Genomic DNA, 21,239 nt, shown 5'->3' on the forward strand with positions numbered 1-21,239 from the left:
TCTGCCAACTTCTGTCGCAAACATGCCAAAGCCTGTCTCCACGCCCGGCACCCCTGCCCACACCCTTGCCGACACTTGTGCCGACATCCTGCCCAGCGCCTGCCCCGCAGCCGCACTGCGGTCGGTGCGCAGGGCCCGGCCGATGGAGCCGGTCGAGGCCCTGCATCCGCACCTGTTCGTGCCCACGCCCCAGCGCCCCGTGCGCGCCAAGCAGCACCGCCTGTCGGCACGCACGCGCGTCATACCGCACAGCCACAGCTGGGCACAGATCGCCATCTCGCTGGACGGCGTGCTGCACCTGTCGGCCCCCCAGGGCACGCTGATCGCCCCACCCTCCAAGGCCGTGTGGATTCCGCCCGGCCTGGTCCACGCCGTGGCCATGGTCGAGGAAGCCGATCTCGTCTCCATCTACGTGCTGCAGGACGATCCGGCCCAGGGTCCCGTACTGCCGGACCTCCCGCCCTGCGGCGTGGCCTGCAACCCGCAGGACTGGGCACGCTGCCGCGTGCTGGAGGTTTCGCCGCTGATGCGCGAGCTGATCACGGCCCTGCCCAAGCAAAGCGATGACCAGCCCGCACCCGACGCCGCCACGCTGCAGCGCGAGCACCACCTCAGCGCCCTGCTGCTGGAAGAACTGCGCCGGGCCAGCGAAGTCCACCTTGGCGTGAACATGCCCCAGGACAAACGCCTGCGCATGCTCTGCGAGGCCGTGGTGGCCGACCCCACCCAGCACGAGAGCCTGGCCGACTGGGCAGCCGACACCGGCGCCAGCCCGCGCACCGTGGCCCGGCTGTTCCAGCAGCAGTTGGGCTGCAGCTTCACCACCTGGCGCCAGCAAGTCGTGCTGGCCCACGGCCTGAGCCTGGCCGCGCGCGGCCTGCCCATACAGCAGATCGCGGCCGAGCTGGGCTACAGCCCCAGCGCCTTCAGCGCCATGGTGCACCGCACGGTGGGCATGCCTCCGGCACGGTTCTTCGGGCAGCAGGCCGGCTCCGCTGCCCACAGGGTCGGAACAGGCGCTGTATCGCGGCCGATCAGGGAATGACGGGGAGCCATCGCCTCTTCGCGATAGCTGATCCGATATAGGGTTTGCCGATGGGCAGGCCATGGAATGCGGCGGCGCCCTGCGTGCTCTTATGCCGCATGATCTCCACCGCCGAGTCGCGCTACAACCAGTGGGTGCGCGAGCACTACCGATTCCTGCTGCGCAGCGCCTGGGCGCTGACCGGCTCGCGCGCGCTGGCCGAGGACGTGGTGCAGGACTGCTTCACCAGCGCCTGGCGCTTTCGCCACCAGCTGCGCGAGGCCGCAATGGCGCGGGCCTGGCTGTTCCAGATCATGCGCCGCCATGCCTTCCGGCACCTTGCGCCATCGGCCCATCTGGTCAGCGATGACGAGGCGCTGGACCAGCACCCCGCCCCCACCCCCTCGCCTTCGGCGCTGGACGACCGGCTCGACGTGGTCAAGGCGCTGTCGCGCATCGCGCCCATCCACCGCGAGGTGCTGGTGCTCTATTACTTCGACGACATGCCCACGGCCCAGATGGCCGAGGCCCTGGACATTGCGCCGGGCACGGTGCTGTCGCGCCTGTCACGCGCCCGCGATGCGCTGAAGGCGGCGCTGGAGCAGGCGGCCCCGGCGCCTGCTCCAGAGACTGCCAGCGTGATCCCGCTGCGCCCCACCCCGCTGCGCGCCACACGATACCAAGGCTTGAAATGACTGCCCCGGACACAACCGACGAATCGGCCTTCGACCTGCGCGCACGCGCCGAACTGGCCCTGGCCTTCGACCCCGGGCCGCACGGCGAGCCGCCCGCCCATCTGCTGCGCCACACGCCCTGGCATGCGCGCAGCGGCGTGCGCCGGCTGATCGCCGCGCTGCTGGTGGGCAGCTCGGCCGCCACCGCCGTGTTTGCCATGCGCCCGCCTGAACTGGTGCGCGCCGCCATCGAGCACGAGTACTACGAGCGCACGCTGCGCGGCAGCTTCATGCCCGAGGCCGAGGTCGCGCGCCGCATGGACCTGCCGGCCGGCGAGAAGCTGCCCGGCTACACCCAGCTGATGCGGCCCTGCGACATCGACGGCACGCGCGCCTACCACCTGACCACCTTCTTCGAGAAGGGCGGCATCGTCACCGTGCTGGCCTTCGACCAGCCCCAGCGCCTGGCCGACGGCCAGGGCTGGTGGGCCAACATGCACTGGCAGGTCGTTCGCTCACGCGAAGGCCGGCCGCTGGTGCTCGTGGCCCAGAAGAAACAGGCCCTGGCCGTGGCCAGCAAGGCCCTGGGCACCCCTGCCCCATGAGACGCCGCATGACACGCCCCCTGACAACCACCACGAGGAGACAACCATGAACCACTTGCCGACATCGCCCACCTCCCCCGCCCGCCGCAGCCTGCTGGCCGGCAGTGCCAGCGCACTGGCCGCCGCAGGCCTGGCCGGCCTGCACCAGGGCGCATTGGCCCAAGCCCAAGCCCAGGCCCAGGCCCAGGCACCGACAGCTGCGGCAGCACCGGCCACCAAGCCCCTGCCCGGCTACGCGGGCTGGAAGAAGGCCGATGCCCTCATCGTCCACAGCTCCACCACCATAGAGACGCGGCGCGGCGCCTTCGGCACCAGCGTGATCACGCCCAGCGATCAGCTCTATGTGCGCAACAACCTGCCCACGCCGCCCGAATCCATCGTGACCGACCGCGATGCCTGGCAGCTGCAGGTGGAGGGCGTGCGCCAGCCCCGCAGCCTCAGCGTGCGCGAGCTCAAGTCCCTGGGACTGGAGACCGTGGCCATGGTGCTGCAGTGCTCGGGCAATGGCCGGGCCTTCTTTCCCAGCAAGCCCAGCGGCACGGCCTGGACCGTGGGTGCGGCCGGCTGCGTGGTCTGGAGCGGCGTGCCCGTGCGCGAGGTGGTCAAGGCCCTGGGCGGTGTGTCAGACGGCGGTCTCTACATGACGGGCACGGGCGGCGAGGTGCTGCCTGCGGGGCTGGACCCCAAGAGCGTCATCGTCGAGCGCTCGGTGCCGCTGTCGGCCATGGAAGACGCCCTGCTGGCCTGGGAGATGAACGGCGAGCCCATCCCGCTGGCCCACGGCGGGCCACTGCGCCTGATCGTGCCCGGCTACACGGGCGTGAACAACATCAAGTACATCAAGCAACTGGCCTTCACGCCGCGCGAGAGCGAGGCCCACATCATGTCCCACGGCTACCGCATCTCGCCACCCGGCAGCAAGGGCGACCCGAGCCAGCCCTCGGTGCAGGAGATGAGCGTCAAGTCCTGGATCAACTCGCCCCTGCCCGAGGACGGCGGGCAGGCCGCCGGCCTGGTGCAGATCCACGGCGTGGCCTTTGGTGGCATGGACGCCGTCAAGGGCGTGGAGGTGTCCACAGACGGCGGCAAGAGCTGGCAGGCCGCGCGCCTGGTCGGCCCCGACCTGGGCAAGTACGCCTGGCGCCAGTTCGTGCTGCAGGCGCGCCTGCCCAAGGGCACGCATGTGCTGGCCAGCCGCGCCACCGACGCGCGCGGCCGGGTCCAGCCCGAGACGCGCGGTGAAAACCAGAGTGGCTACAACAACACCAGCTGGGCCGACCACGCCGTGACCGTCACCGTGGCCTGAGCACGGCCCGCGCGCTCATCCCGCCACCCCTTCTCTTCACTCCCGTCACTTCCCGCACACGGCGCCAGACCGTGGCGGGCCCGTACCCCCATTGCCATGTTCACGATGAAACACCTGATCCACACCGCCCTGCTAGGCAGCACTTTGCTCGGCAGCGCCCTGCTGTCCGCCCCCGCCTTTGCCGATGAAGCGGCCCAGATGGCCCTGGGCAAGAAGCTGTTCGCCACGGCCACGCCCGCCTGCGCGCTGTGCCACACGCTCAAGGACGCGGGCGCCGAGGGCGCCATCGGCCCCGTGCTCGACGAGCTCAAGCCCGACGCCGCGCGCGTGGCGCGTGCCCTGCGCGACGGCATAGGCGCCATGCCCTCGTTCAAGGCCACGCTCAGCGAGGCCGAGATCGCCGCGCTGTCGCTCTACGTGAGCAAGGCCAGCGCGAAGAAGTAGAGGCAGGCCGCCGTGCTCAGTCCCGCACGGCGCCCGGGCGGCGGCGCTGCCGCCAGGCAGCCAGCCCGCCCAGCATCAGGGCCAGGCCAGCCAGACCCGCCGTGCCCAGCGCGGGAATCTGCTGCACCCCTGTGGCACCCGCCAGGCGTGACTGCAGATACCAGTGGCTGCCCACCTGCACCAGCTGGTAGCTGTAGCCTCCGGCCTGCAGCGGCGCCGCCAGCACGAAGGCACCTGCAGGCGATGCCGCACCATTGACCTGCACGACCAAAATACCGTTGCCCGCGGTCGCCGCGCCCAGGCCTGCGGCGTTGGCAATGTCCAGGCGCGTGGGCGCACCTGCCGTCACGCTGCCGTTCACCACCAGGCGGTCGCTGGGCGACGCTTCATTGCCCAGTTGCGTGGCCATGGCCAGCACGCCGCCGCCGCTGTAGTTGCCTGTCACGCTCAGCGTGGTGCCGGGTACGGCCGGAGCGCCGTTCCTGGGAAGGCGCACCGTGCCCGCGTTCACCAGGCTGGCCACGGTCTGGGCCAGGCCGTCGAGATCCAGTACGCCCGAAGCCTGCACCTCATGGGCCGAAACGCTGGTCAGCACATTGGCAGCGCCGGCACGCAGACTGCCGCCCTGGACCGTGGTGGCGCCGCCGTAGCTGCCGGCAGCTTCCAGCACCAGCGTGCCGGTGCCGGCCTTGGCCAGGCCACCCGGGCCGGACAGCACCAATGCCACCGTCGCCGTCGCGCCGCTGGCCACGTTGACCGTGTTGGCTCCCGCGCCCTGCAATCCCAGGGTCGCACCCTGGAGCCGGTAGCCATCGACATCGAACTGCATGCCGGTAATGCCGATGGCCCCCGCACCAGCATCCGCCGTCACCACACCGGCCAGGCCCTGGAACCGGGCCACGGTGGGGTTGGGTTGATAAGGGCCGTTGAGCGCGCCGCCCGCACCGGTCCAGTTGCGGCCATCGGCGCGCCAGACGCCTGTGCCGCCGTTGACCACGTTGTTGTCCCTGAGCGCGGCATTGCCACCATCCCAATAGCCCAGTGCCACGCCGACCGTGGAGAGCAGGTTCACCTGCCCGGGCACCGAAGTCTGCAGGGTCAGGTTGTCCGCCACCACGCCTGGCGGCAGCGCGCCGAAGGCCAGGCTCCCGGCCAGCGTGCCGCGATAGTCGAACAGCCGGTACACGCCTGCGCCAAAGCCGCCCAGGTCATTGATGCCAAGCGTGCCGCCCAGCGTGAGATTGCCGTTCACATCGAACAAGGCCGTGACCGAAGGCGCTCCCAGGCCCGCCTGTACCACCGCACCGCCGCCCAGCGTCGCCAGGCCTGCAACGCTGAGCTTGCGGCCTTGCTGGCCCAGCAGCACGCCGCCGCCGGTCTGGTCCAGGTCGCCAGAGACCGTGCCCGCCCCGGTCACCACGCCGGAGCCGCTGGCCGTGACGGTGCCGCCCTGCGTGCCATCGACATCCAGCTGCCCGCCCGTGACCGACGCCGTGCCGCCAAGCGCATTGGCGACCACCAGCCGCCCCCCGGAGACCGCGGTGCTGCCCGAGAAACCGGAGCTGTCGGCCGACAGCGTGGTCGTGCCGGCCTGATGGGTGATGCGGTGCGTGCCGGGATCGACGCTGGACAGCGCAAGCGCAAAGCCCAGGTTGGCGCCCGTGTGGTTGAAATGCAGGGTGCCGGTCCCCAGGCTGAAGTCGATGCGGGCCGCATCGACCACGCCGGGCGCCATGGCGGCGTCGGCCGGTCCACCGCCCACCTGGAGGGTTCCGACGGCACCCGCGTCAGCATCCATGGTGATGGTCCCGGCGCCCCCCTGCACAGACAGCGCACCACCATCGCGCACGGTGACCGTGCCCGTTCCGTTGAAGCTGGTGAAGAAATCCTGGGTGCTGCGCCAGGCCGAGCCTGTTCCACTGATCGTCGCCGTGCCCACGCCTTCAGGGACATCGCCCAAAGCACCCACCACACCTGACACCACGCCCCCATCTTCGACCTTCAAGGTGCCTGTGCCCCTGCCACCAATCACGAGATTGCCTGAACCGTTCCACGTGGAACCCGGGCCCCGGACGGTGACCGTGCCATTGCTGCCCAGGTCGTAGCCCACGGTGCCGACCCCGGAGTGGGTCACTGAGCCTCCGCTGTCCATGGTGAGCGTTCCCGTGCCCGTACTGCCGACGTGCAGCGTGGTGCCCGCATTCCAGCTGGGCGAGGGGTTGGGCACCTGGACAGGCACCACATCGCCGGTGGACGTGACCGTCTGGGCCTGCGCCTGGGTGCAGCACAAGGCCACGCCCCATGCCAGGATTTTCAACGCGGACCGAGGGGGCACAGGCAGCGAAGAAGAAGGCGAACGCATGCGGCTGCGGGCCGTGCATGCACGAGACAGTTCCATATCCATCTTGGCGATCTTTGTGTTTGTCATCTGCACCGCAGCCTGGCGCAGCAGATGGGTCAAGGCTTGCAGGTCCTGCATCTGTGGATGGCAGGCACAGCAAGTCTTGCGCACGTACACAAAGAGTCAATTCCGGGGAGCATGGAGAGCCTGCCTTTCTCCTGTAAGACAAAGGCGCGAAGTGTGTGGGCCCGCCGTCCGGACTCAGTGCCTGGCCCCGGCCGTGCAACGCCACGGCTGGAGCGGCACAGGCTCTCACCGGCGCTGCTGCAGCTCCCGCCGCGCCTTTTCGTAAGGCGTTTCCTCGGGCTCGGGCACATGCACCACGGCCTCGCCGGCACCGCCCAGCGGCATGCGGTAGACCCAGAGGCTGTGGCGGCCCGGTCCCTGGCGCTGCCAGGAGGGCTCCACGCCGGGCAGCGCAAAGTCCAGGCTGACCAGCCAGGCGCCCTCAGGCAGCTCCGTGGCGGCCTTGACGGCCGCACGGCTCATGCTTTCGGGGCGCTGGAACAGGTAGACCATCTGGTAGCCGCTCCAGTCGGCCAGCCAGATATCGGCGCGGCGCACGCGGGCCCAGGGGCAGCGCAGCGCGCACAGCCAGCGCAGCGGCCAGCTCCACTCCATGCCGTTGAGCCGCGCCTGCGGGTACTGCCCGCGCAGCGCGCGCAGGCCGTCACCCAGGCCGCAGCCGGCATCGAGCACGGCGGCGCCATCGGGCAGCGGCGCAGCATCGGCCAGGCCTTGCAGCGCATCGGTCGGCGTGGGAAACAGCGGCGCATCGCGCCAGGCGTTGAGCGGGTAGACCAGGGTCAGCAGACCCAGCGCCGCCAGCCACAGCCAGGGGCTGATGGCGGCCAGGCCGCCCGGCCCCCACAGCATCAGGCAGGACAGCGGAAAGCCCGCCGCCACGGCCAGGCGCCGCCACCAGGGCGTGGCCAGCAGGCTGGCGAGCACGCCCAAAAAACAGGCCGCCAGCCAGGCGGCCAGCGGCCCTAGAGTCGATTGCAGCGCGGCGTAGACAAGCCAGGCGCCCGCCCAGGCAAGAAGGGCCGGGGCCGGCCAGGGAAGGCGCCGCATGTCAGAGCCTCATTGCGCGACGCGCCTCCCACAGCCCATGAAACGAGCGCGACCTATGCGCCCGAAACGCCCCAAACCAGGGACAGCGAGCAAGGGCCGCCCCGCAGCGAGGCTGTCGTCCCCCTCCCGCAGGAGAGGGGGAAGGCGCGAAGCGACTCAGGGGGTGCTGCATCTCATTGCTGTTGCAGTGCTTGCGAGGTGGCACGGTCGAGGCGGCCGGTCTGCGGCAGGCTCTGGTCGCGCTGGAACTCGCGCAGGGCGTTCTGGGTGTTCTTGCCCATGGAGCCGTCAGGCGTGCCTGCGGTGTAGCCCAGGGCATTGAGCTTTTGCTGGGCCGCGCGCAGCGACATGCCGGCGGCATTGGCGCCCGGAGCCGATGTCTGCGACGGTGCGGCACCGCCGTCCACGCCCAGGCGTCCACCGCCGCCCAGGCCCTGGCCCTTGACGGTCTGCGCCTTGTAGTTGCGCAGCGAGCGCACCATCTGGTTGTAGGCGTCCATGAAGGCGGCGGCGATCACCTTGCCTTCGGCCGTGCGTGTGTAGCCGCCCAGCGAGGCGCCAGCGGAGCCGCCGAACAGCGCGCCCATGCCGCCCCAGTCGGTCTTGGAGGACGAGCCTTCGGAAGCCGACACCTGCACGCCCGAGCGGTTGTCCACCAGGGCCAGCATGACCGAGGCCTCGCGGGTCTTGGTGGCTGCAGCCAGCGCGCCGAAGATGCCGCCTGCGCGGCCGCCGATGGCGCCGCCCATGCCGCCGGCATCGCTCTGGTTGAAGATCACTTCGGGGGACAGGCCGTAGTCGGAGGCCACCATCTGGCCCTTGCCCAGGTTGCTGCCGCCGCGCATTTCGCCCGAGTCCATCAGCGCGCGTTCACGCGCCATGGCGCCCATGCCGGCCGCGCCGCGTTCCACGACGATGAAGCAGTTGGACTGCTGGATCATCAGGCGCAGCAGCTGCGAGGTGGGCGGCAGGCGGTACTGCTGGGTGAGGATGGTGTACCAGCCCGCGGTCTGGTTCTCGACCAGGGAGATGGTGCCCAGCGAGGAGTCGCAACGCTCCAGCTCGGTGTTGGCGTTCTCGGCGCTGGCACCGCCTGCGGCGCCCGTGGCCACGGTCTTGGCTTCGGGCGAGCCCATGCGCATGTCGGTTGTCACGCAGCCGGTCAGCGCCACGGCAGCGATGGCAGTCAGGGCAAGATACTTCTTCACGTTGTAATCCTCTTGGTCTGGTCTAGGTGAATCAGCGCCAGGGCAATGGGCGTCCACGCACTGGCAGCGTCGCCAGTCAGCGATTACACACAATTACCCCGCATAACAGCGCGCAAATATACCGGGATTCACCCTTGCGAAAAAGCGCTGCTTTGCTGGAGAACGACAGATCACAGACGGTTACAAGCTGTTGTCATCACTCGGGTGCATCGCCGCGCAAACGTTCGATCAGCCCGTTGAGCGCATCGAGCGAGCCGAACTGGATCGCCACTTCGCCCATTTCCTGCAGCTTGCCGCCCCGGCGCACGGACTTCTTGATGCGCACTTCGACATCGGCCATGAGCAGGTCGGACAGCTCTTCTTCCACGCGCTTGATGTCGCGCGACTTGCCGTCCTTCTTGGACTTCTGGCGCACCAGGCTGAAGTCGGCGCCGATCTTCTTGACCAGGGCCTCGGCCTCGCGCACCGACAGCTTCTTGGCCGCGATCTGGTTGCCGGCCGTGATCTGGGCCGCGCGGTCCAGCGACAGCAGGGCACGCGCATGGCCCATGTCGATGTCGCCGGCCATGAGCATGGTCTGCACCGGGTCGGCCAGGTTGAGCAGGCGCAGGATGTTGGTGGCCGCGCTGCGCGAGCGCCCCACGGCCTGGGCCGCCTGCTCGTGCGTGAGGCCGAACTCCTTGACCAGGCGCGACAGGCCCTGGGCCTCTTCCAGCGGGTTGAGGTCCTCGCGCTGGATGTTCTCGATCAGCGCCATCGCGGCGGCGGCCTCGTCGGGCACCTCGCGCACCAGCACCGGCACCTCGGCCAGGCCGGCGATGCGGGCCGCACGGAAGCGCCGCTCGCCCGCGATGATTTCGTACTTGCCGGCGTGGTCGCCCTTGGCCAGGCGGCGCACCAGGATGGGCTGCATGATGCCCTGGGCCTTGATGCTTTCGGCCAGCTCGTAGAGCGCGCCCTCGTCCATGTGGGTGCGCGGCTGGTACTGGCCGGGCACCATGACGTCGAGCTGCAGGATGCTGGGCAGGCCGGTCTCGGCCACCGGGCCGCCGCCCTCTTCCTTGTCGTGGACCTTGGGTCCGAGCAGGGCTTCCAGCCCGCGTCCCAGTCCCTTGGGTTTCTTGGTCACCATGGTGTTGTCCTTGTCAAAGCGATGCCAGCAGCGCGTGTCCGCTGTCCCAGTCGCCCAGCCCGCTGGCCGTGTTGAGATGGCCCGAAGGCCCTGCGTCGACGAAGCGTGCGCCCCAGGCATCGGCCATGGCTTGCACGCGCTGGGCGCTGCAGTAAATGTCGTTGTCGCTGCCGACCACGATGGAGGCAAACGGCAGGCGCTGCATCATCACGGGCGACCAGCCGGGCAGTTGCTCGCGCAGCTGGGGCTGCTCGGTATCGCCGGGGGCCACCAGCAGCGCGCCGCGCACCTTGCGGGCGGCCAGCGGAGAATGCGCCGCCCACCAGGCCACAAGGATGCAGCCCAGGCTGTGCGCCACCAGCACCACGGGGCGCGGCGCGTCGAGCACCGTCTCCTGCAGCCTGGCGCTCCAGTCGCCGCGCAGCGGGCGGTCCCAGTCGTTTTGCTCCAGGCGGCGGTAGCCGTGGCGCTGCTCCCAGCGGCTTTGCCAGTGGTCGGCGTCCGAGTTCTGCCAGCCGGGCAGCAGCCAGATGTCCTCGGCAGCAACGCCCTGCCCCGGCGTTTCATGTGGCACCTGCATGGCTCTCACATCTTCTTGATGCGGCGCACCATCTCGTGCGCGAAATCGATGAAGGCCTTGCTGCCCTTGGCGCCCGGGTCGAAGACCACGCCCGGCACGCCATAGCTGGGCGCCTCGGCCAGGCGCACGTTGCGCGGGATGACGGTGTCGAACACCTTGTCGCCGAAGTGCTCCTTGAGCTGGTCGCTGACCTGCTGCTGCAGCGTGGTGCGCGGATCGAACATCACGCGCAGCAGGCCGATGATCTGCAGGTCGGGGTTCATGTTGGCATGCACCTGCTTGATGGTGTTGACCAGGTCGGTCAGGCCTTCGAGCGCGAAGTACTCGCACTGCATGGGCACGACCACGCCATGGGCCGCGCACAGGCCGTTCAAGGTGAGCATGGACAGGCTGGGCGGGCAGTCCACCAGCACGAAGTCGTAGTCGGCATCGACCGCCTTGAGGGCGCCCTTCAGGCGATCGTTGCGGCGCTCCAGGGTGACCAGCTCGATCTCGGCGCCGCTGAGTTCGCGGTTGGCGCCCAGCACGTCGTAGCCCACGGCATCGGAACGCACGGCGGCTTCCTTGACGCTGGCGTTCTCCAGCAGCACGTCATAGACCGACAGCTCCAGCGCACGCTTGTCCACGCCCGAGCCCATGGTGGCATTGCCCTGCGGGTCCAGGTCGATCATCAGCACGCGCTGGCCGACCTTGGCCAGGCCCGCTGCAAGGTTGACGGCGGTGGTGGTCTTGCCGACCCCGCCCTTTTGATTGGCGACACAGAAGATTTTGGCCATGGTATTTACACGCTTATTTGGCGATGGCCAGCTTGAGGCCAAAACCGATCAGGAACACGCCCGCAGTCTTTTCGAGAACCCGGGAAACCGCAGGATTGGCGCGCATGCGCTCGGCCAGATGCGCGGTCAGCAGCACCACGATCAGGCAATAGAGAAAGGTCAGCGCGGCCACCGTGGCCGCCATCACCGCGAACGTGAGCAGGCCCTGGTGGCTTGCGGGATCCACGAACAGCGGGAAGAAGGCCATGTAGAACACGATGGACTTGGGGTTCATCAGGGTGATCAGGCCGGCCTGGCGAAAGTAGTGGCGCGGCTCGATGTGCAGCACGGGCTTGTCGCCGGGCTTGGCAGTGAGCATCCTGAAACCCAGCCAGCCCAGGTAGGCGGCGCCCAGCCACTGCACGGCATGGAAGGCCGTGGGATAGGAGGCCAGCAGCGCGGCCACGCCCGCCACGGCCATCCAGATCAGCACCTGGTCGGCCGCCAGCACGCCGGCACAGGCCGCCATTCCGGCACGTATGCCGCCCTTGCCGGTGGAGGTGATCAGCGCCAGATTGCCCGGCCCCGGAATCAGCAAAAACAGAAGAATGGCAACAACGAATGCGCTGAAATCGGAGATGCCGAACATGCTGACCCCTGAGCGATGAAAGCTGGGAGTTTATGCGAGGGCCATGGCCAGCGCATGTGGAACATGGCCCCGCCGCAACGCGGCAGTGTGCCATTCGGTAAAAAAATCAGGCGCAAACGCGCAGCCAGAGGATGCAGCGCTCGGCATCCAGGCCCGGCACCTTCAATGGTTCCACGTGAAACACTTGCACGTCGGTGGGCAGCGCGGCGATTTCATCGTCGGGGTGCTTGCCCTTCATGGCCAGCCAGGTGCCGCCCTCCTCCAGCGCCTGGCGCGACCAGCTGGTGAAGTCCGCCAGCGAGGCAAACGCACGGCAGCTGATCAGCGGATAGCGCGTGGTCAGCTGCTCCACGCGGCTGTGGATGCCGCGCAGGTTGGGCAGGCGCAGCGTGGCCGCCGCCTGCTGGATGAAGGCGGCCTTCTTGCCCACCGTGTCCACGCAGTGCACGTCGATCTGCGGGCAGCAGATGGCAAAGACCACGCCGGGCAGGCCGCCGCCCGAGCCCACGTCCAGCATGGCGGTACGGCCTTCGCGCGCAGGCATCTGTGCCAGATGGCGCTGCAGCGCCGGCACGGCAGCCAGGCTGTCGAGCAGGTGATGGGTCAGCATCTCCTGCGGATCACGCACGGCCGTGAGGTTGTAGACCTTGTTCCATCTGCCCAGCAGGGCCTGGAATTCCATCAGCGTATCGATCTGGGCGGGGGTGAGGTCCAGCCCCAGCGCCTGCAGGCCGGCTTCGAGCGGAGCGCGCAGTTCCTGGCTCATGCGGATGCCTCCTCGCCCTTCGCGTCAGTCGCATCCGGTGCAAAGCCCCGAAAGCCCCCCTTCTTCAGGTGCACCATCAGCAGCGAGATCGCCGCCGGCGTCACGCCCGACATGCGCGATGCCTGGCCCAGCGTCTCGGGCCTGTGCTTTTGCAGCGACTGGCGCACCTCGAAGGACAGGGCCGGCACCTGCATGTAGTCCAGCTCGGCCGGCAGGCGCAGGTTCTCGAAGTGGGCGGCGCGCTGCACCTCGTCCTTCTGGCGGTCGATGTAGCCCGCGTACTTGGCCGCGATTTCCACCTGCTCGACCACGGAGCCGCTGAGATCGCCCAGCACCTCGGGCTGGACATCGGCCGAGGCATAGCGGCCCTCGTTCAGGCTCATCAGCTTGCCGTAGCCCACGTCGGGCCGGCGCAGCAGGTCGAACAGGTTGTACTCGCGCTCGATGGACTTGCCCAGCACCCGCTCCGATTCCTCGGGCGTGACGATGCGCGGATTGACCCAGGTGGACTTCAGGCGCTCTGTTTCACGTGAAACAGCATCGCGCTTACGGCTGAAGGCATCCCAGCGCGCATCGTCCACCAGGCCCATGGCGCGGCCCGCTTCGGTCAGGCGCATGTCGGCGTTGTCCTCGCGCAGCTGCAGCCGGAACTCGGCGCGGCTGGTGAACATGCGGTACGGCTCGGTCACGCCCTTGGTGATCAGGTCATCGACCAGCACGCCCAGATAGGCCTCGTCGCGGCGCGGCAGCCAGGCTTCCTGGCCACGGCACTGCAGCGCGGCGTTGAGGCCGGCGAACAGGCCCTGGGCCGCCGCTTCCTCGTAGCCGGTCGTGCCGTTGATCTGGCCCGCGAAGAACAGGCCCTGGATCTGGCGCGTCTCGAAGCTGCTCTTGAGCGAGCGCGGATCGAAGTAGTCGTACTCGATGGCGTAGCCGGGGCGCAGGATGTGCGCGTTCTCCAGCCCCTTCATGCTGCGCACCAGTTCGTACTGGATGTCGAAGGGCAGGCTGGTGGAGATGCCGTTGGGATAGAACTCGTTGGTGGTCAGGCCTTCGGGCTCCAGGAAGATCTGGTGGCTTTCCTTGTCGGCAAAGCGGTTGATCTTGTCCTCGACGCTGGGGCAATAGCGCGGGCCCACGCCCTCGATCTTGCCCGTGAACATGGGGCTGCGGTCAAATCCGCTGCGGATGATGTCGTGCGTGCGCTCGTTGGTGTGGGTGATCCAGCAAGGCATCTGGCGCGGGTGCATGGCCGCATTGCCGATGAAGCTGAACACGGGCAGCACGCCTTCGTTGACACCACCGGGCATGCCGTCGCCGGGCTGCTCCTCGCACTGCGAGAAATCGATGCTGCGGCCATCCAGGCGCGGCGGCGTGCCGGTCTTCAGGCGGCCCTGGGGCAGTTGCAGCTCCTTGAGCCGCGACGACAGGCTGACGGCCGGCGGGTCGCCCGCGCGGCCTGCCGCGTAGTTGTTCAGGCCCACGTGGATCTTGCCGTCCAGGAAGGTGCCCGCCGTGAGCACCACGGTGCGGCTGCGAAAGCGCACGCCGACCTGGGTGACGGCGCCCACCACGCGGTCGCCCTCGACCATGAGGTCATCCACCGCCTGCTGGAACAGCCACAGGTTGGGCTGGTTCTCCAGCATGTCGCGGATGGCGGCCTTGTAGAGAATGCGGTCGGCCTGGGCGCGCGTGGCACGCACGGCCGGGCCCTTGGAGCTGTTGAGGATGCGGAACTGTATGCCGCCGATATCGGTGGCCAGCGCCATGGCGCCGCCCAGCGCATCCACTTCCTTGACCAGATGGCCCTTGCCGATCCCGCCGATGCTGGGATTGCAGCTCATCTGGCCCAGGGTCTCGATGTTGTGGCTCAGCAGCAGCGTCCTGCAGCCCATGCGCGCAGCGGCCAGCGCGGCCTCGGTGCCGGCGTGGCCGCCACCGACCACGATCACATCAAATTCCTGTGGGTACAACATGCTTATCACTCCGGGGGCCTGCCCGGCCCAAGCCCCCGACACGGAGCACTCACGCTCCGGCGCTCATGGCAGGTGGCCCTCGTTCATGTAGCGAGGGGAACCCAGCGGGGAACCCGCGATTTTCCCACCTTTGCCGCACCAGTGCCTTGCAAGGGGTCGGCCGGCCCCGCCACCGGGCCGGCACTGCGCCGGTGTTCCACGTGAAACAGTGCGGCGGACCAGCGTGTACACCGCAGGATGCTGCGCGCCGCCACCCGCAGGGCGGCCCGCTTGCAAGAAACATGTGCAGGGCCTGTGATGCAATGGCGGCCATGCAGATCCTCATCTTCGCGGGCAGTACCCGCCAACAATCGCACAACCGGCGCCTGGCCGCCGCCGCCGCCGACATGGCGCGCGAACTGGGCGCCCAGCCCACGCTGCTGGAGCTGTCGGATTTCGACATCCCCATGTACAACGCCGACCTGGAGGCCAGCGGCACGCCGCCCGACGTGCTGCGCTTCAAGGCCGCGCTGCACAGCCACCCGGCCTGGCTGATCTGCTCGCCCGAGTACAACGGCAGCTACCCTGCCCTGCTCAAGAACGCCATCGACTGGGCTTCCAGCCCCGTGGCCGGTGATCCGGTCTGGTCCGATGGCACCCTGCCCTTTCGCGGCAAGGTCGTGGGCATGGCCAGCGCCTCGCCCGGCGGCCTGGGGGGCCTGCGCGCCCAGTCGCACCTGGCGCCGCTGCTGCTGAACCTGCAGTGCTGGCTGGCACCCGTGAGCCACGCCGTGGGCCAGGCAGGCCAGGCATTCGACGACGCCGGCCGCCTGCAGCGCCCCCAGGACCAGCAGGGCATGAAGGCCGTGCTGGAACAGGTGCTCTGGGCTGCACAGCGCCTGTCGGCCTGAACCCTGCCGCCAGCGCGGTCCCATCATGCGCAGCCCCTGCACATGGGGTTAGCATGGGCGCTTGTCTTTCTTACCCTGATCGGAAGCCATCCACCATGAAGCTCTACTACAGCCCTGGCGCCTGCTCTCTGTCTCCCCACATCGTCCTGCACGAGGCAGGCCTGGCCTACGAGCCGGTCCTGGCCAGCACCAAGACGCACAAGCTGCAGGACGGCACGGACTACTACGGCATCAACCCGCTGGGCTATGTTCCCTTCCTCGTGCTCGACGACGGCGACACGCTGCATGAAGGCCCGGCCATCGTCCAGTACCTGGCCGATCTGGTCCCCGAGAAGAAGCTGGCGCCTGCCAACGGCACCATGGCCCGCTACCACCTTCAGGAGTGGCTGAACTTCATCGGCACCGAGCTGCACAAGGGCTTCGGTCCCCTGTTCAACCCCGCCACGCCCGACGACTACAAGCCCGTGGTGCGCCAGCGCGTGCTGGACCGCCTCAAGTGGGTGGACGGCGAGCTCAATGGCCGCGACTACCTGATGGGCGAGCAGTTCACCGTGGCCGACGCCTACCTGTTCACCGTGACGGGCTGGGCCCAGTTCGTGGGCGTGGACATCTCCGAGCTGACCAACCTCCTGGCCTACCGCGAGCGCGTGCTGGCCCGCCCTGCCGTGCAGGCCGCGATGAAGGCCGAAGGCCTGCTCAAGTAAGCAGCGCCGCGCTGCTGCGCTCAAGGCCTGACGGGGCCGGCTGGTGTGGAACCGGCCGGCCCCTTGTCTTTGGTGCCTGTGGCTCAGGGCTTGGGCGGCGCAGGCCTGGCGCGTGCGGATGCGCGGCTGCACCTCGGCGGGTGCAGCGCGCATCCGCCGGGCCATGTGGCATGCGGGCGTCGCCTGCACGACAGCGCGCAAATCCCTGGCCTGCACGATTGATTCCATGGGCGTAATCTGTGCCGTACGCCGCGCCGCCCGCACGGGTGGCGCTTTTGCTTCACGCACAGAAAGCCCCGTTGCATGACCTCTCTGTTCGAACCCATACAGGCCGGCGAGCTGCGCCTGCCCAACCGCATCGCCATGGCGCCCCTGACGCGCAACCGCGCACCCCAGGCCCTGCCCAACGACATCATGGTCACCTACTACGCCCAGCGCGCCAGCGCCGGCCTGCTGATCAGCGAAGGCACGGCCATCAGCCACCAGGGCCAGGGTTATGCCCATGTGCCGGGCCTGTACGGCAGCGAGCAGCTCGACGGCTGGAAGCGCGTGACCGACGCCGTGCACAAGGCGGGCGGGCGCATCGTCACCCAGCTGTGGCATGTGGGCCGGGTCTCGCACACCTCGCTGCAGCCCGAAAGCCAGGCGCCCGTGGGGCCGTCCCCGGTAGCGGCCAAATCCAAGACCTATGTGATCGACGAGGACTCGGGCAAGGGCCAGTTCGTGCCCACCTCCGCGCCGCGCGCGCTCGCCCAGCACGAGCTTCCCGCCATCGTCCACAGCTTCGCCGTGGCCGCGCGCAATGCCGTGGAGACGGCCGGCTTCGACGGCGTGGAGCTGCACGGCGCCAACGGCTATCTGCTGGACCAGTTCCTCAAGACCGGCGCCAACCAGCGCGATGACGACTACGGCGGCAGCATCGAGAACCGCGCCCGCCTGCTGCTCGAATGCACGCGCGCCGCCGCCGATGCCGTGGGCGGCGGCCGCGTGGGCATCCGCCTGTCGCCCGTGACGCCGGCCAACGACATCGCCGATGCCGACCCCCAGCCGCTGTTCGAATACGTGGTGCGCCAGCTGGCGCCGCTGGGCCTGGCCTACATCCACATCATCGAAGGCTCCACCGGCGGCCCGCGTGAATTGCCCGACCGGCCCTTCGACTACGCGGCGCTCAAATCCGCCTACCGCGAGGCCGGCGGCCAGGGCGCCTGGATGGTCAACAACGGCTATGACCGCGACATGGCGCTGCGCGCCGTGGAAAGCGACCACGCCGATATCGTGGCCTTCGGCAAGGCCTTCATCTCCAACCCCGACCTGGTCCACCGCCTGCGCGACGACCTGCCGCTGAACCCCTGGAACTCCAGCCTGTTCTACGGCGGCGGCGCAGAGGGCTATACCGACTACCCGTTCGCGCGCCAGGCCTGATTTGCGGCGCTGCAAAGCAAAAAGCCCGCAGGCATGGCCTGCGGGCTTTTTTCGTTCGGGCGATTCACAGGGTCACGTGAAACAGGGCCGCCGACCCCTGCCTTCTCAGGCGTGTTCCAGCAACTGGGTCTCGCGGGCCGAAGCCAGCGGGGCGCGGCCGGCAGCCGGGGCCAGGCCGGGCTTGCCCTGGCCGGGACGGCCATAGGAAGCATGCGAGCCCATGGACGCCACGGCCGCACCGGCAATGCGGAACTGGCCCACCACCTGCGCCAGGCGCGCGGCCTGCTCGCGCAGCGACTCGGCGGCGGCGGCCGATTCCTCGACCAGGGCTGCGTTCTGCTGCGTCATGCGGTCGATATCACCCACGGCCTGGTTGACCTGGCCGATGCCCCCCGACTGCTCGCTGGAAGCCGCCGTGATCTCGCCAATGATGTCGCCCACGCGCTGCACGCTGTCCACGATTTCCTTCATGGTCTTGCCTGCATCCTCCACCTGGCGCACGCCCACGTCCACGGCCTGCACGCTGGTCTGGATCAGCGCCTTGATCTCGCTGGCCGCCTGGGCCGAGCGCTGGGCCAGGGATCGCACCTCGGCCGCCACCACGGCAAAGCCGCGGCCCTGCTCGCCGGCGCGTGCCGCTTCCACGGCGGCGTTCAGCGCCAGGATGTTGGTCTGGAAGGCGATGGAGTCGATCAGGCCGATGATGTCGCCGATCTTGCGGCTGGAGGTCGTGATCTCCTGCATGCTCACCACGGCCTGGGCCACCACGTCGCCACCGCGCGTGGCCGTGGTCGAGGCAGAGGCTGCCAGCTGGTTGGCCAGTTGCGAGGACGATGCCGTCTGCTGCACCGTGGCCGTGAGCTGGGACAGCGAGGCCACGGTCTCCTGCACATTGCTGGCCGTCTGCTCGGTGCGCGAGGACAGGTCCTGGTTGCCCGTGGCGATCTCCTGGCTGGCCGTGGCAATGTTGCCGCTGGCGTCGCGCACCTGGGTCACCATGGAGCCCAGGCTCTGCTGCATCTGGTCCAGCGCGCGCTGCAGGTCGGCCACCTCGTCCTTGCCCTCCACCTTCACGCTCTGCGACAGGTCGCCCTGGGCGATGGTCAGCGCCGTCTGGCGCGCCTGCACCAGGGGGCGGCAGATGGACAGCATGTTCATCAGCGTCAGCGGCACCACCACCAGCACCGTGAGCACCACGGCCGCCACGAAGATCCACTGCGTCTGCTCGGCCACGCCCTGCTCCTCCGCGGCCATGGCATCGACCTGCTGGCGCAGCAGCTGGTCCAGCTGTGCGATGAGCTTTTCGACCTCGGCCACCTCGGCCATGGCCTTGCCGCTCATGCGGTTGGCTGTGGTCGCCGTGTCATAGCCACCGGCCTCCAGCTGCCGCGCAATGTGCTCGAACTGCTGGCGGTAGCGGTCCACGCGCTCGGAGATGCCGCTGACGATGGCATCGTCGGCCGGGTCCTCATCCTTCAGAAAGCGCTCGGCCACGGATTTCACGCGGTCGATGGCGGCCAGCCACTGGGTGTGGGCCTTGCGCACCTCTTCGGCACGCTCGTACTGGATGATCATGTCCTTTTCATGGGCGCGCACGGCACCCAGCTCGGCGCGCAACTCCACCATGTAGCCCATCTTGGCGTACGAGGTATGCATGAACTGCTGACTCATGCCATGGATGCGGAACATGCCCAGCATCCCGGCTCCGCCCAGCAGACCCAGCAGCACCAGCACCATGGCGATGGCACCCAGCATCCGCGTGCGGATCGTGAAAGCCCGCATCATTCCCAACAAGTTCATGACCGTTTTCCTCTCTGTCAGTCAGGGCGCACGCACGGTCTCCAAATGCATAGCGCCAACGTAAATACAAATTGTTGCAGTTTGTCAGATGATCGCCAATGGTCTATGACGGTTTTTGCATATTCACGGCTCTTTTCGATCTATCGGCCATTGCAGCGGATCATTGAGCCGGCCGGCTCACATCGAATTGGGCCAAATCAACCCTTGTCCAGCCAGGCGCTTGACCTTGCCATGGTGTCAGGGTTCAACATGCCGTCCATGGCTTGCGCCACTTCGGCGCGCCCCAACCAGGAGCGAGAGATGCAACATGTTTTCACCGTGCAGGGCATGACCTGCGGCCACTGCGAACGCGCCGTCACCCAGGCCGTGCAGGGCGTGGATGACCAGGCCCAGGTAAAAATCGATCGCGCCACCCAGCGCGTGGAAGTCGACAGCAGCGCCAGCCGCGAGGCACTGGGCGCCGCCATTGCCGAAGAAGGCTACAAGGTCGCCTGAGAGACACCTCAAAGACACCCGAAGGCATCCGAAAGGCACGCACCATGTCCGCCCACCCCGCACAGCACTGGCCCGTCTCCATCGGCGAGGCCGCACGCCGCGCCGGTGTCTCGGCGCGCATGGTGCGCCACTACGAAGCCCAGGGCCTGCTGCCGCCCATGCACCGCACGGACGGCGGCTACCGCCAGTACGCCGAGGCCGACGTGCATGCCCTGCGCTTCATCCGCCGGGGGCGCGACCTCGGTTTTTCCATGGACGAGATCGCCACCCTGCTCGGCCTGTGGCAGGACAAGAGCCGCGCCAGCAGCCAGGTCAAGGCCATCGCCCAGCGCCACATCGACGAACTGACCGAGCGCATCGCCGCCATGCAGGCCATGCAGCGCACGCTCAAGACCCTGGTGCACTGCTGCCACGGCGACGACCGGCCGGACTGCCCGATATTGGATGATCTGGCGGCGCAGGAGAGTGCGGCGCCGTAGCGTGTCTCACGGCAGGGAACGGCGCTTCAGGCGCCCGCCTTCGCACGCTTTGCAGGCTTGCCCACCTTGGGTGGCTTGGATAACTTGGGCGTATCGAGAACATCCGCCCGCCGCAGCACGCCCCCCATCAAGGTATCAATGCACTGCTGCGCCACTTCCTCGGCCGAGTACTGGCCGCCAGGCTGGTACCAGCGGCCTATCCAGCTGAGCGCGCCGGCGATGACAAAGGCCGTCATCTTAGGGTCGCAGGGGGCCAGCGAGCCCTCCTGCACGCCGGCGGCCACCAGGCGGCGGAAGGCCTGGTCTATGGCGGCCTTCTGGCGGCGCAGTTCGCGGCGGCTGTCGGGGGGGACCTGTTCGTCGCCGACACGGATCAGGCACATGCCGAAGTCCATGGTGACGATGCGCGCATAGACCTGCATGCAGGCGCGCAGCTGGTCCACGGCCTGCCCGCCTGCGCGGCGCGAGGCCTCGATGCCTTCCAGCGTCATGGCCAGGCCCTGGTTCACGCACTGCAGCAGGATCTCGTCCTTGTTCTTGACGTAGTAGTACAGCGTGGGCTTGCTCACGCCCAGCCGCGCGGCGATGTCGTCCAGCGAGGTGGCGGAGAAGCCGCGCTCGTTGAACAGCTGCGCGGCGGCCTGCAGCACGGCCTGGCGCTTGGCCTCGCGCTGCTGCTCGCGGTCGGGCGTGCCGCTCCAGGGCGAGTCCACGGCGGGCGCCGCACGGCCGTTGCGGGCGCGGGCGCTGGGGCTGGGGCTGGGTCGGATCTTGGTTTCAGGGCTCGATGGCTTCATGGCGGCGGGTGCACCGGGGAAATCACCGATGCTGCATGCGGAGGGCGACAACCAGAAT

The 21,239-nt window shown here is 68.6% G+C and carries 21 protein-coding genes; 10 read left to right on the forward strand and 11 right to left on the reverse strand.

Going from position 1 to position 21,239, the window contains the following annotated elements; all coding sequences use genetic code 11:
* The first annotated feature begins 22 nt into the window (after positions 1–22).
* The 5 genes from DA1_RS07070 to sorU all read left to right on the forward strand — a co-directional run bounded on the left by DA1_RS07070 (position 23) and on the right by sorU (position 4,053).
* Complete coding sequence (locus DA1_RS07070; protein WP_034397537.1) at positions 23–1,045, forward strand: AraC family transcriptional regulator; 1,023 nt, start codon at positions 23–25, stop codon at positions 1,043–1,045.
* Between the two features lie 98 nt (positions 1,046–1,143).
* Positions 1,144–1,719 carry an RNA polymerase sigma factor gene (locus tag DA1_RS07075; RefSeq protein WP_017405078.1) on the forward strand — a complete coding sequence of 192 codons (576 nt, stop codon included), beginning with the start codon at positions 1,144–1,146 and terminating at the stop codon, positions 1,717–1,719.
* Positions 1,716–2,303 carry a hypothetical protein gene (locus DA1_RS07080; protein WP_012201996.1) on the forward strand — a complete coding sequence of 196 codons (588 nt, stop codon included), beginning with the start codon at positions 1,716–1,718 and terminating at the stop codon, positions 2,301–2,303. The genes DA1_RS07075 and DA1_RS07080 overlap by 4 nt, the downstream gene beginning before the upstream one ends.
* Before the next feature lie 46 nt (positions 2,304–2,349).
* Entirely contained in the window at positions 2,350–3,609 is a 1,260-nt protein-coding gene (gene sorT, locus DA1_RS07085) for a SorT family sulfite dehydrogenase catalytic subunit (protein ID WP_034397535.1), read from the forward strand.
* Between the two features lie 96 nt (positions 3,610–3,705).
* On the forward strand, positions 3,706–4,053 hold the full coding sequence (sorU, locus tag DA1_RS07090) for a SorU family sulfite dehydrogenase c-type cytochrome subunit (RefSeq protein ID WP_034397533.1): 348 nt from the start codon (positions 3,706–3,708) through the stop codon (positions 4,051–4,053).
* A 16-nt stretch (positions 4,054–4,069) separates the two neighbouring features.
* Here sorU and DA1_RS07095 read toward each other — a convergent pair whose 3' ends face one another.
* The 9 genes from DA1_RS07095 to mnmG form a co-directional block, all read right to left on the reverse strand.
* Positions 4,070–6,451 carry an IPTL-CTERM sorting domain-containing protein gene (locus DA1_RS07095; RefSeq protein ID WP_218017173.1) on the reverse strand — a complete coding sequence of 794 codons (2,382 nt, stop codon included), beginning with the start codon at positions 6,449–6,451 and terminating at the stop codon, positions 4,070–4,072.
* Between the two features lie 255 nt (positions 6,452–6,706).
* Positions 6,707–7,528 (reverse strand): class I SAM-dependent methyltransferase, encoded by an 822-nt coding sequence (locus tag DA1_RS07100; RefSeq protein ID WP_034397532.1) that lies wholly within the window; start codon positions 7,526–7,528, stop codon positions 6,707–6,709.
* A 173-nt stretch (positions 7,529–7,701) separates the two neighbouring features.
* Positions 7,702–8,736: a peptidoglycan-binding domain-containing protein gene (locus DA1_RS07105; RefSeq protein ID WP_013799966.1), complete on the reverse strand. Its 1,035-nt coding sequence runs from the start codon at positions 8,734–8,736 to the stop codon at positions 7,702–7,704.
* A 196-nt stretch (positions 8,737–8,932) separates the two neighbouring features.
* Complete coding sequence (locus tag DA1_RS07110; protein ID WP_013799965.1) at positions 8,933–9,868, reverse strand: ParB/RepB/Spo0J family partition protein; 936 nt, start codon at positions 9,866–9,868, stop codon at positions 8,933–8,935.
* A gap of 13 nt (positions 9,869–9,881) precedes the next feature.
* Positions 9,882–10,448, reverse strand: a complete 567-nt coding sequence (locus tag DA1_RS07115) for an RBBP9/YdeN family alpha/beta hydrolase (RefSeq protein ID WP_034397530.1) — start codon at positions 10,446–10,448, stop codon at positions 9,882–9,884.
* Positions 10,449–10,453: 5 nt separating this feature from the next.
* Positions 10,454–11,224 carry a ParA family protein gene (locus DA1_RS07120; RefSeq protein WP_034397528.1) on the reverse strand — a complete coding sequence of 257 codons (771 nt, stop codon included), beginning with the start codon at positions 11,222–11,224 and terminating at the stop codon, positions 10,454–10,456.
* Between the two features lie 13 nt (positions 11,225–11,237).
* Positions 11,238–11,852, reverse strand: coding sequence for a LysE family transporter (locus tag DA1_RS07125; RefSeq protein WP_012201988.1), 615 nt, complete (start codon positions 11,850–11,852; stop codon positions 11,238–11,240).
* Between the two features lie 106 nt (positions 11,853–11,958).
* On the reverse strand, positions 11,959–12,618 hold the full coding sequence (gene rsmG / locus DA1_RS07130; protein WP_034397526.1) for a 16S rRNA (guanine(527)-N(7))-methyltransferase RsmG: 660 nt from the start codon (positions 12,616–12,618) through the stop codon (positions 11,959–11,961).
* The gene (gene mnmG, locus DA1_RS07135) at positions 12,615–14,594 is read right to left on the reverse strand and encodes a tRNA uridine-5-carboxymethylaminomethyl(34) synthesis enzyme MnmG (protein WP_034397524.1); all 1,980 of its coding nucleotides are present in this window, start codon (positions 14,592–14,594) and stop codon (positions 12,615–12,617) included. Before mnmG ends, rsmG begins: the two co-directional genes overlap by 4 nt.
* Positions 14,595–14,896: 302 nt before the next feature.
* Here mnmG and DA1_RS07140 point away from each other — a divergent pair, with 302 nt between their 5' ends.
* The 3 genes from DA1_RS07140 to DA1_RS07150 all read left to right on the forward strand — a co-directional run bounded on the left by DA1_RS07140 (position 14,897) and on the right by DA1_RS07150 (position 17,610).
* Positions 14,897–15,484, forward strand: a complete 588-nt coding sequence (locus DA1_RS07140; RefSeq protein ID WP_016447287.1) for an NADPH-dependent FMN reductase — start codon at positions 14,897–14,899, stop codon at positions 15,482–15,484.
* A 95-nt stretch (positions 15,485–15,579) separates the two neighbouring features.
* Positions 15,580–16,188: a glutathione transferase GstA gene (gstA, locus tag DA1_RS07145; RefSeq protein ID WP_013799958.1), complete on the forward strand. Its 609-nt coding sequence runs from the start codon at positions 15,580–15,582 to the stop codon at positions 16,186–16,188.
* Positions 16,189–16,491: 303 nt separating this feature from the next.
* A complete protein-coding gene (locus DA1_RS07150; protein WP_034397523.1) occupies positions 16,492–17,610 on the forward strand; it encodes an alkene reductase in 1,119 nt (372 codons plus the stop codon).
* A 105-nt stretch (positions 17,611–17,715) separates the two neighbouring features.
* On the opposite strand, the gene DA1_RS07155 is transcribed toward DA1_RS07150, so the two are convergent.
* Complete coding sequence (locus tag DA1_RS07155; protein WP_034397522.1) at positions 17,716–19,410, reverse strand: methyl-accepting chemotaxis protein; 1,695 nt, start codon at positions 19,408–19,410, stop codon at positions 17,716–17,718.
* A 300-nt stretch (positions 19,411–19,710) separates the two neighbouring features.
* Here DA1_RS07155 and DA1_RS07160 point away from each other — a divergent pair, with 300 nt between their 5' ends.
* Both DA1_RS07160 and cueR read left to right on the forward strand, forming a co-directional pair.
* Entirely contained in the window at positions 19,711–19,905 is a 195-nt protein-coding gene (locus DA1_RS07160; RefSeq protein ID WP_034399027.1) for a heavy-metal-associated domain-containing protein, read from the forward strand.
* Between the two features lie 44 nt (positions 19,906–19,949).
* The gene (gene cueR / locus DA1_RS07165) at positions 19,950–20,384 is read left to right on the forward strand and encodes a Cu(I)-responsive transcriptional regulator (RefSeq protein ID WP_012201974.1); all 435 of its coding nucleotides are present in this window, start codon (positions 19,950–19,952) and stop codon (positions 20,382–20,384) included.
* Positions 20,385–20,410: 26 nt separating this feature from the next.
* Here cueR and DA1_RS07170 read toward each other — a convergent pair whose 3' ends face one another.
* Positions 20,411–21,181, reverse strand: a complete 771-nt coding sequence (locus DA1_RS07170) for a TetR/AcrR family transcriptional regulator (protein ID WP_034397520.1) — start codon at positions 21,179–21,181, stop codon at positions 20,411–20,413.
* Between the last annotated feature and the right edge of the window lie 58 nt (positions 21,182–21,239).

This window comes from Delftia acidovorans NBRC 14950, from assembly GCF_001598795.1.
GTDB lineage: Bacteria > Pseudomonadota > Gammaproteobacteria > Burkholderiales > Burkholderiaceae_C > Comamonas > Comamonas acidovorans.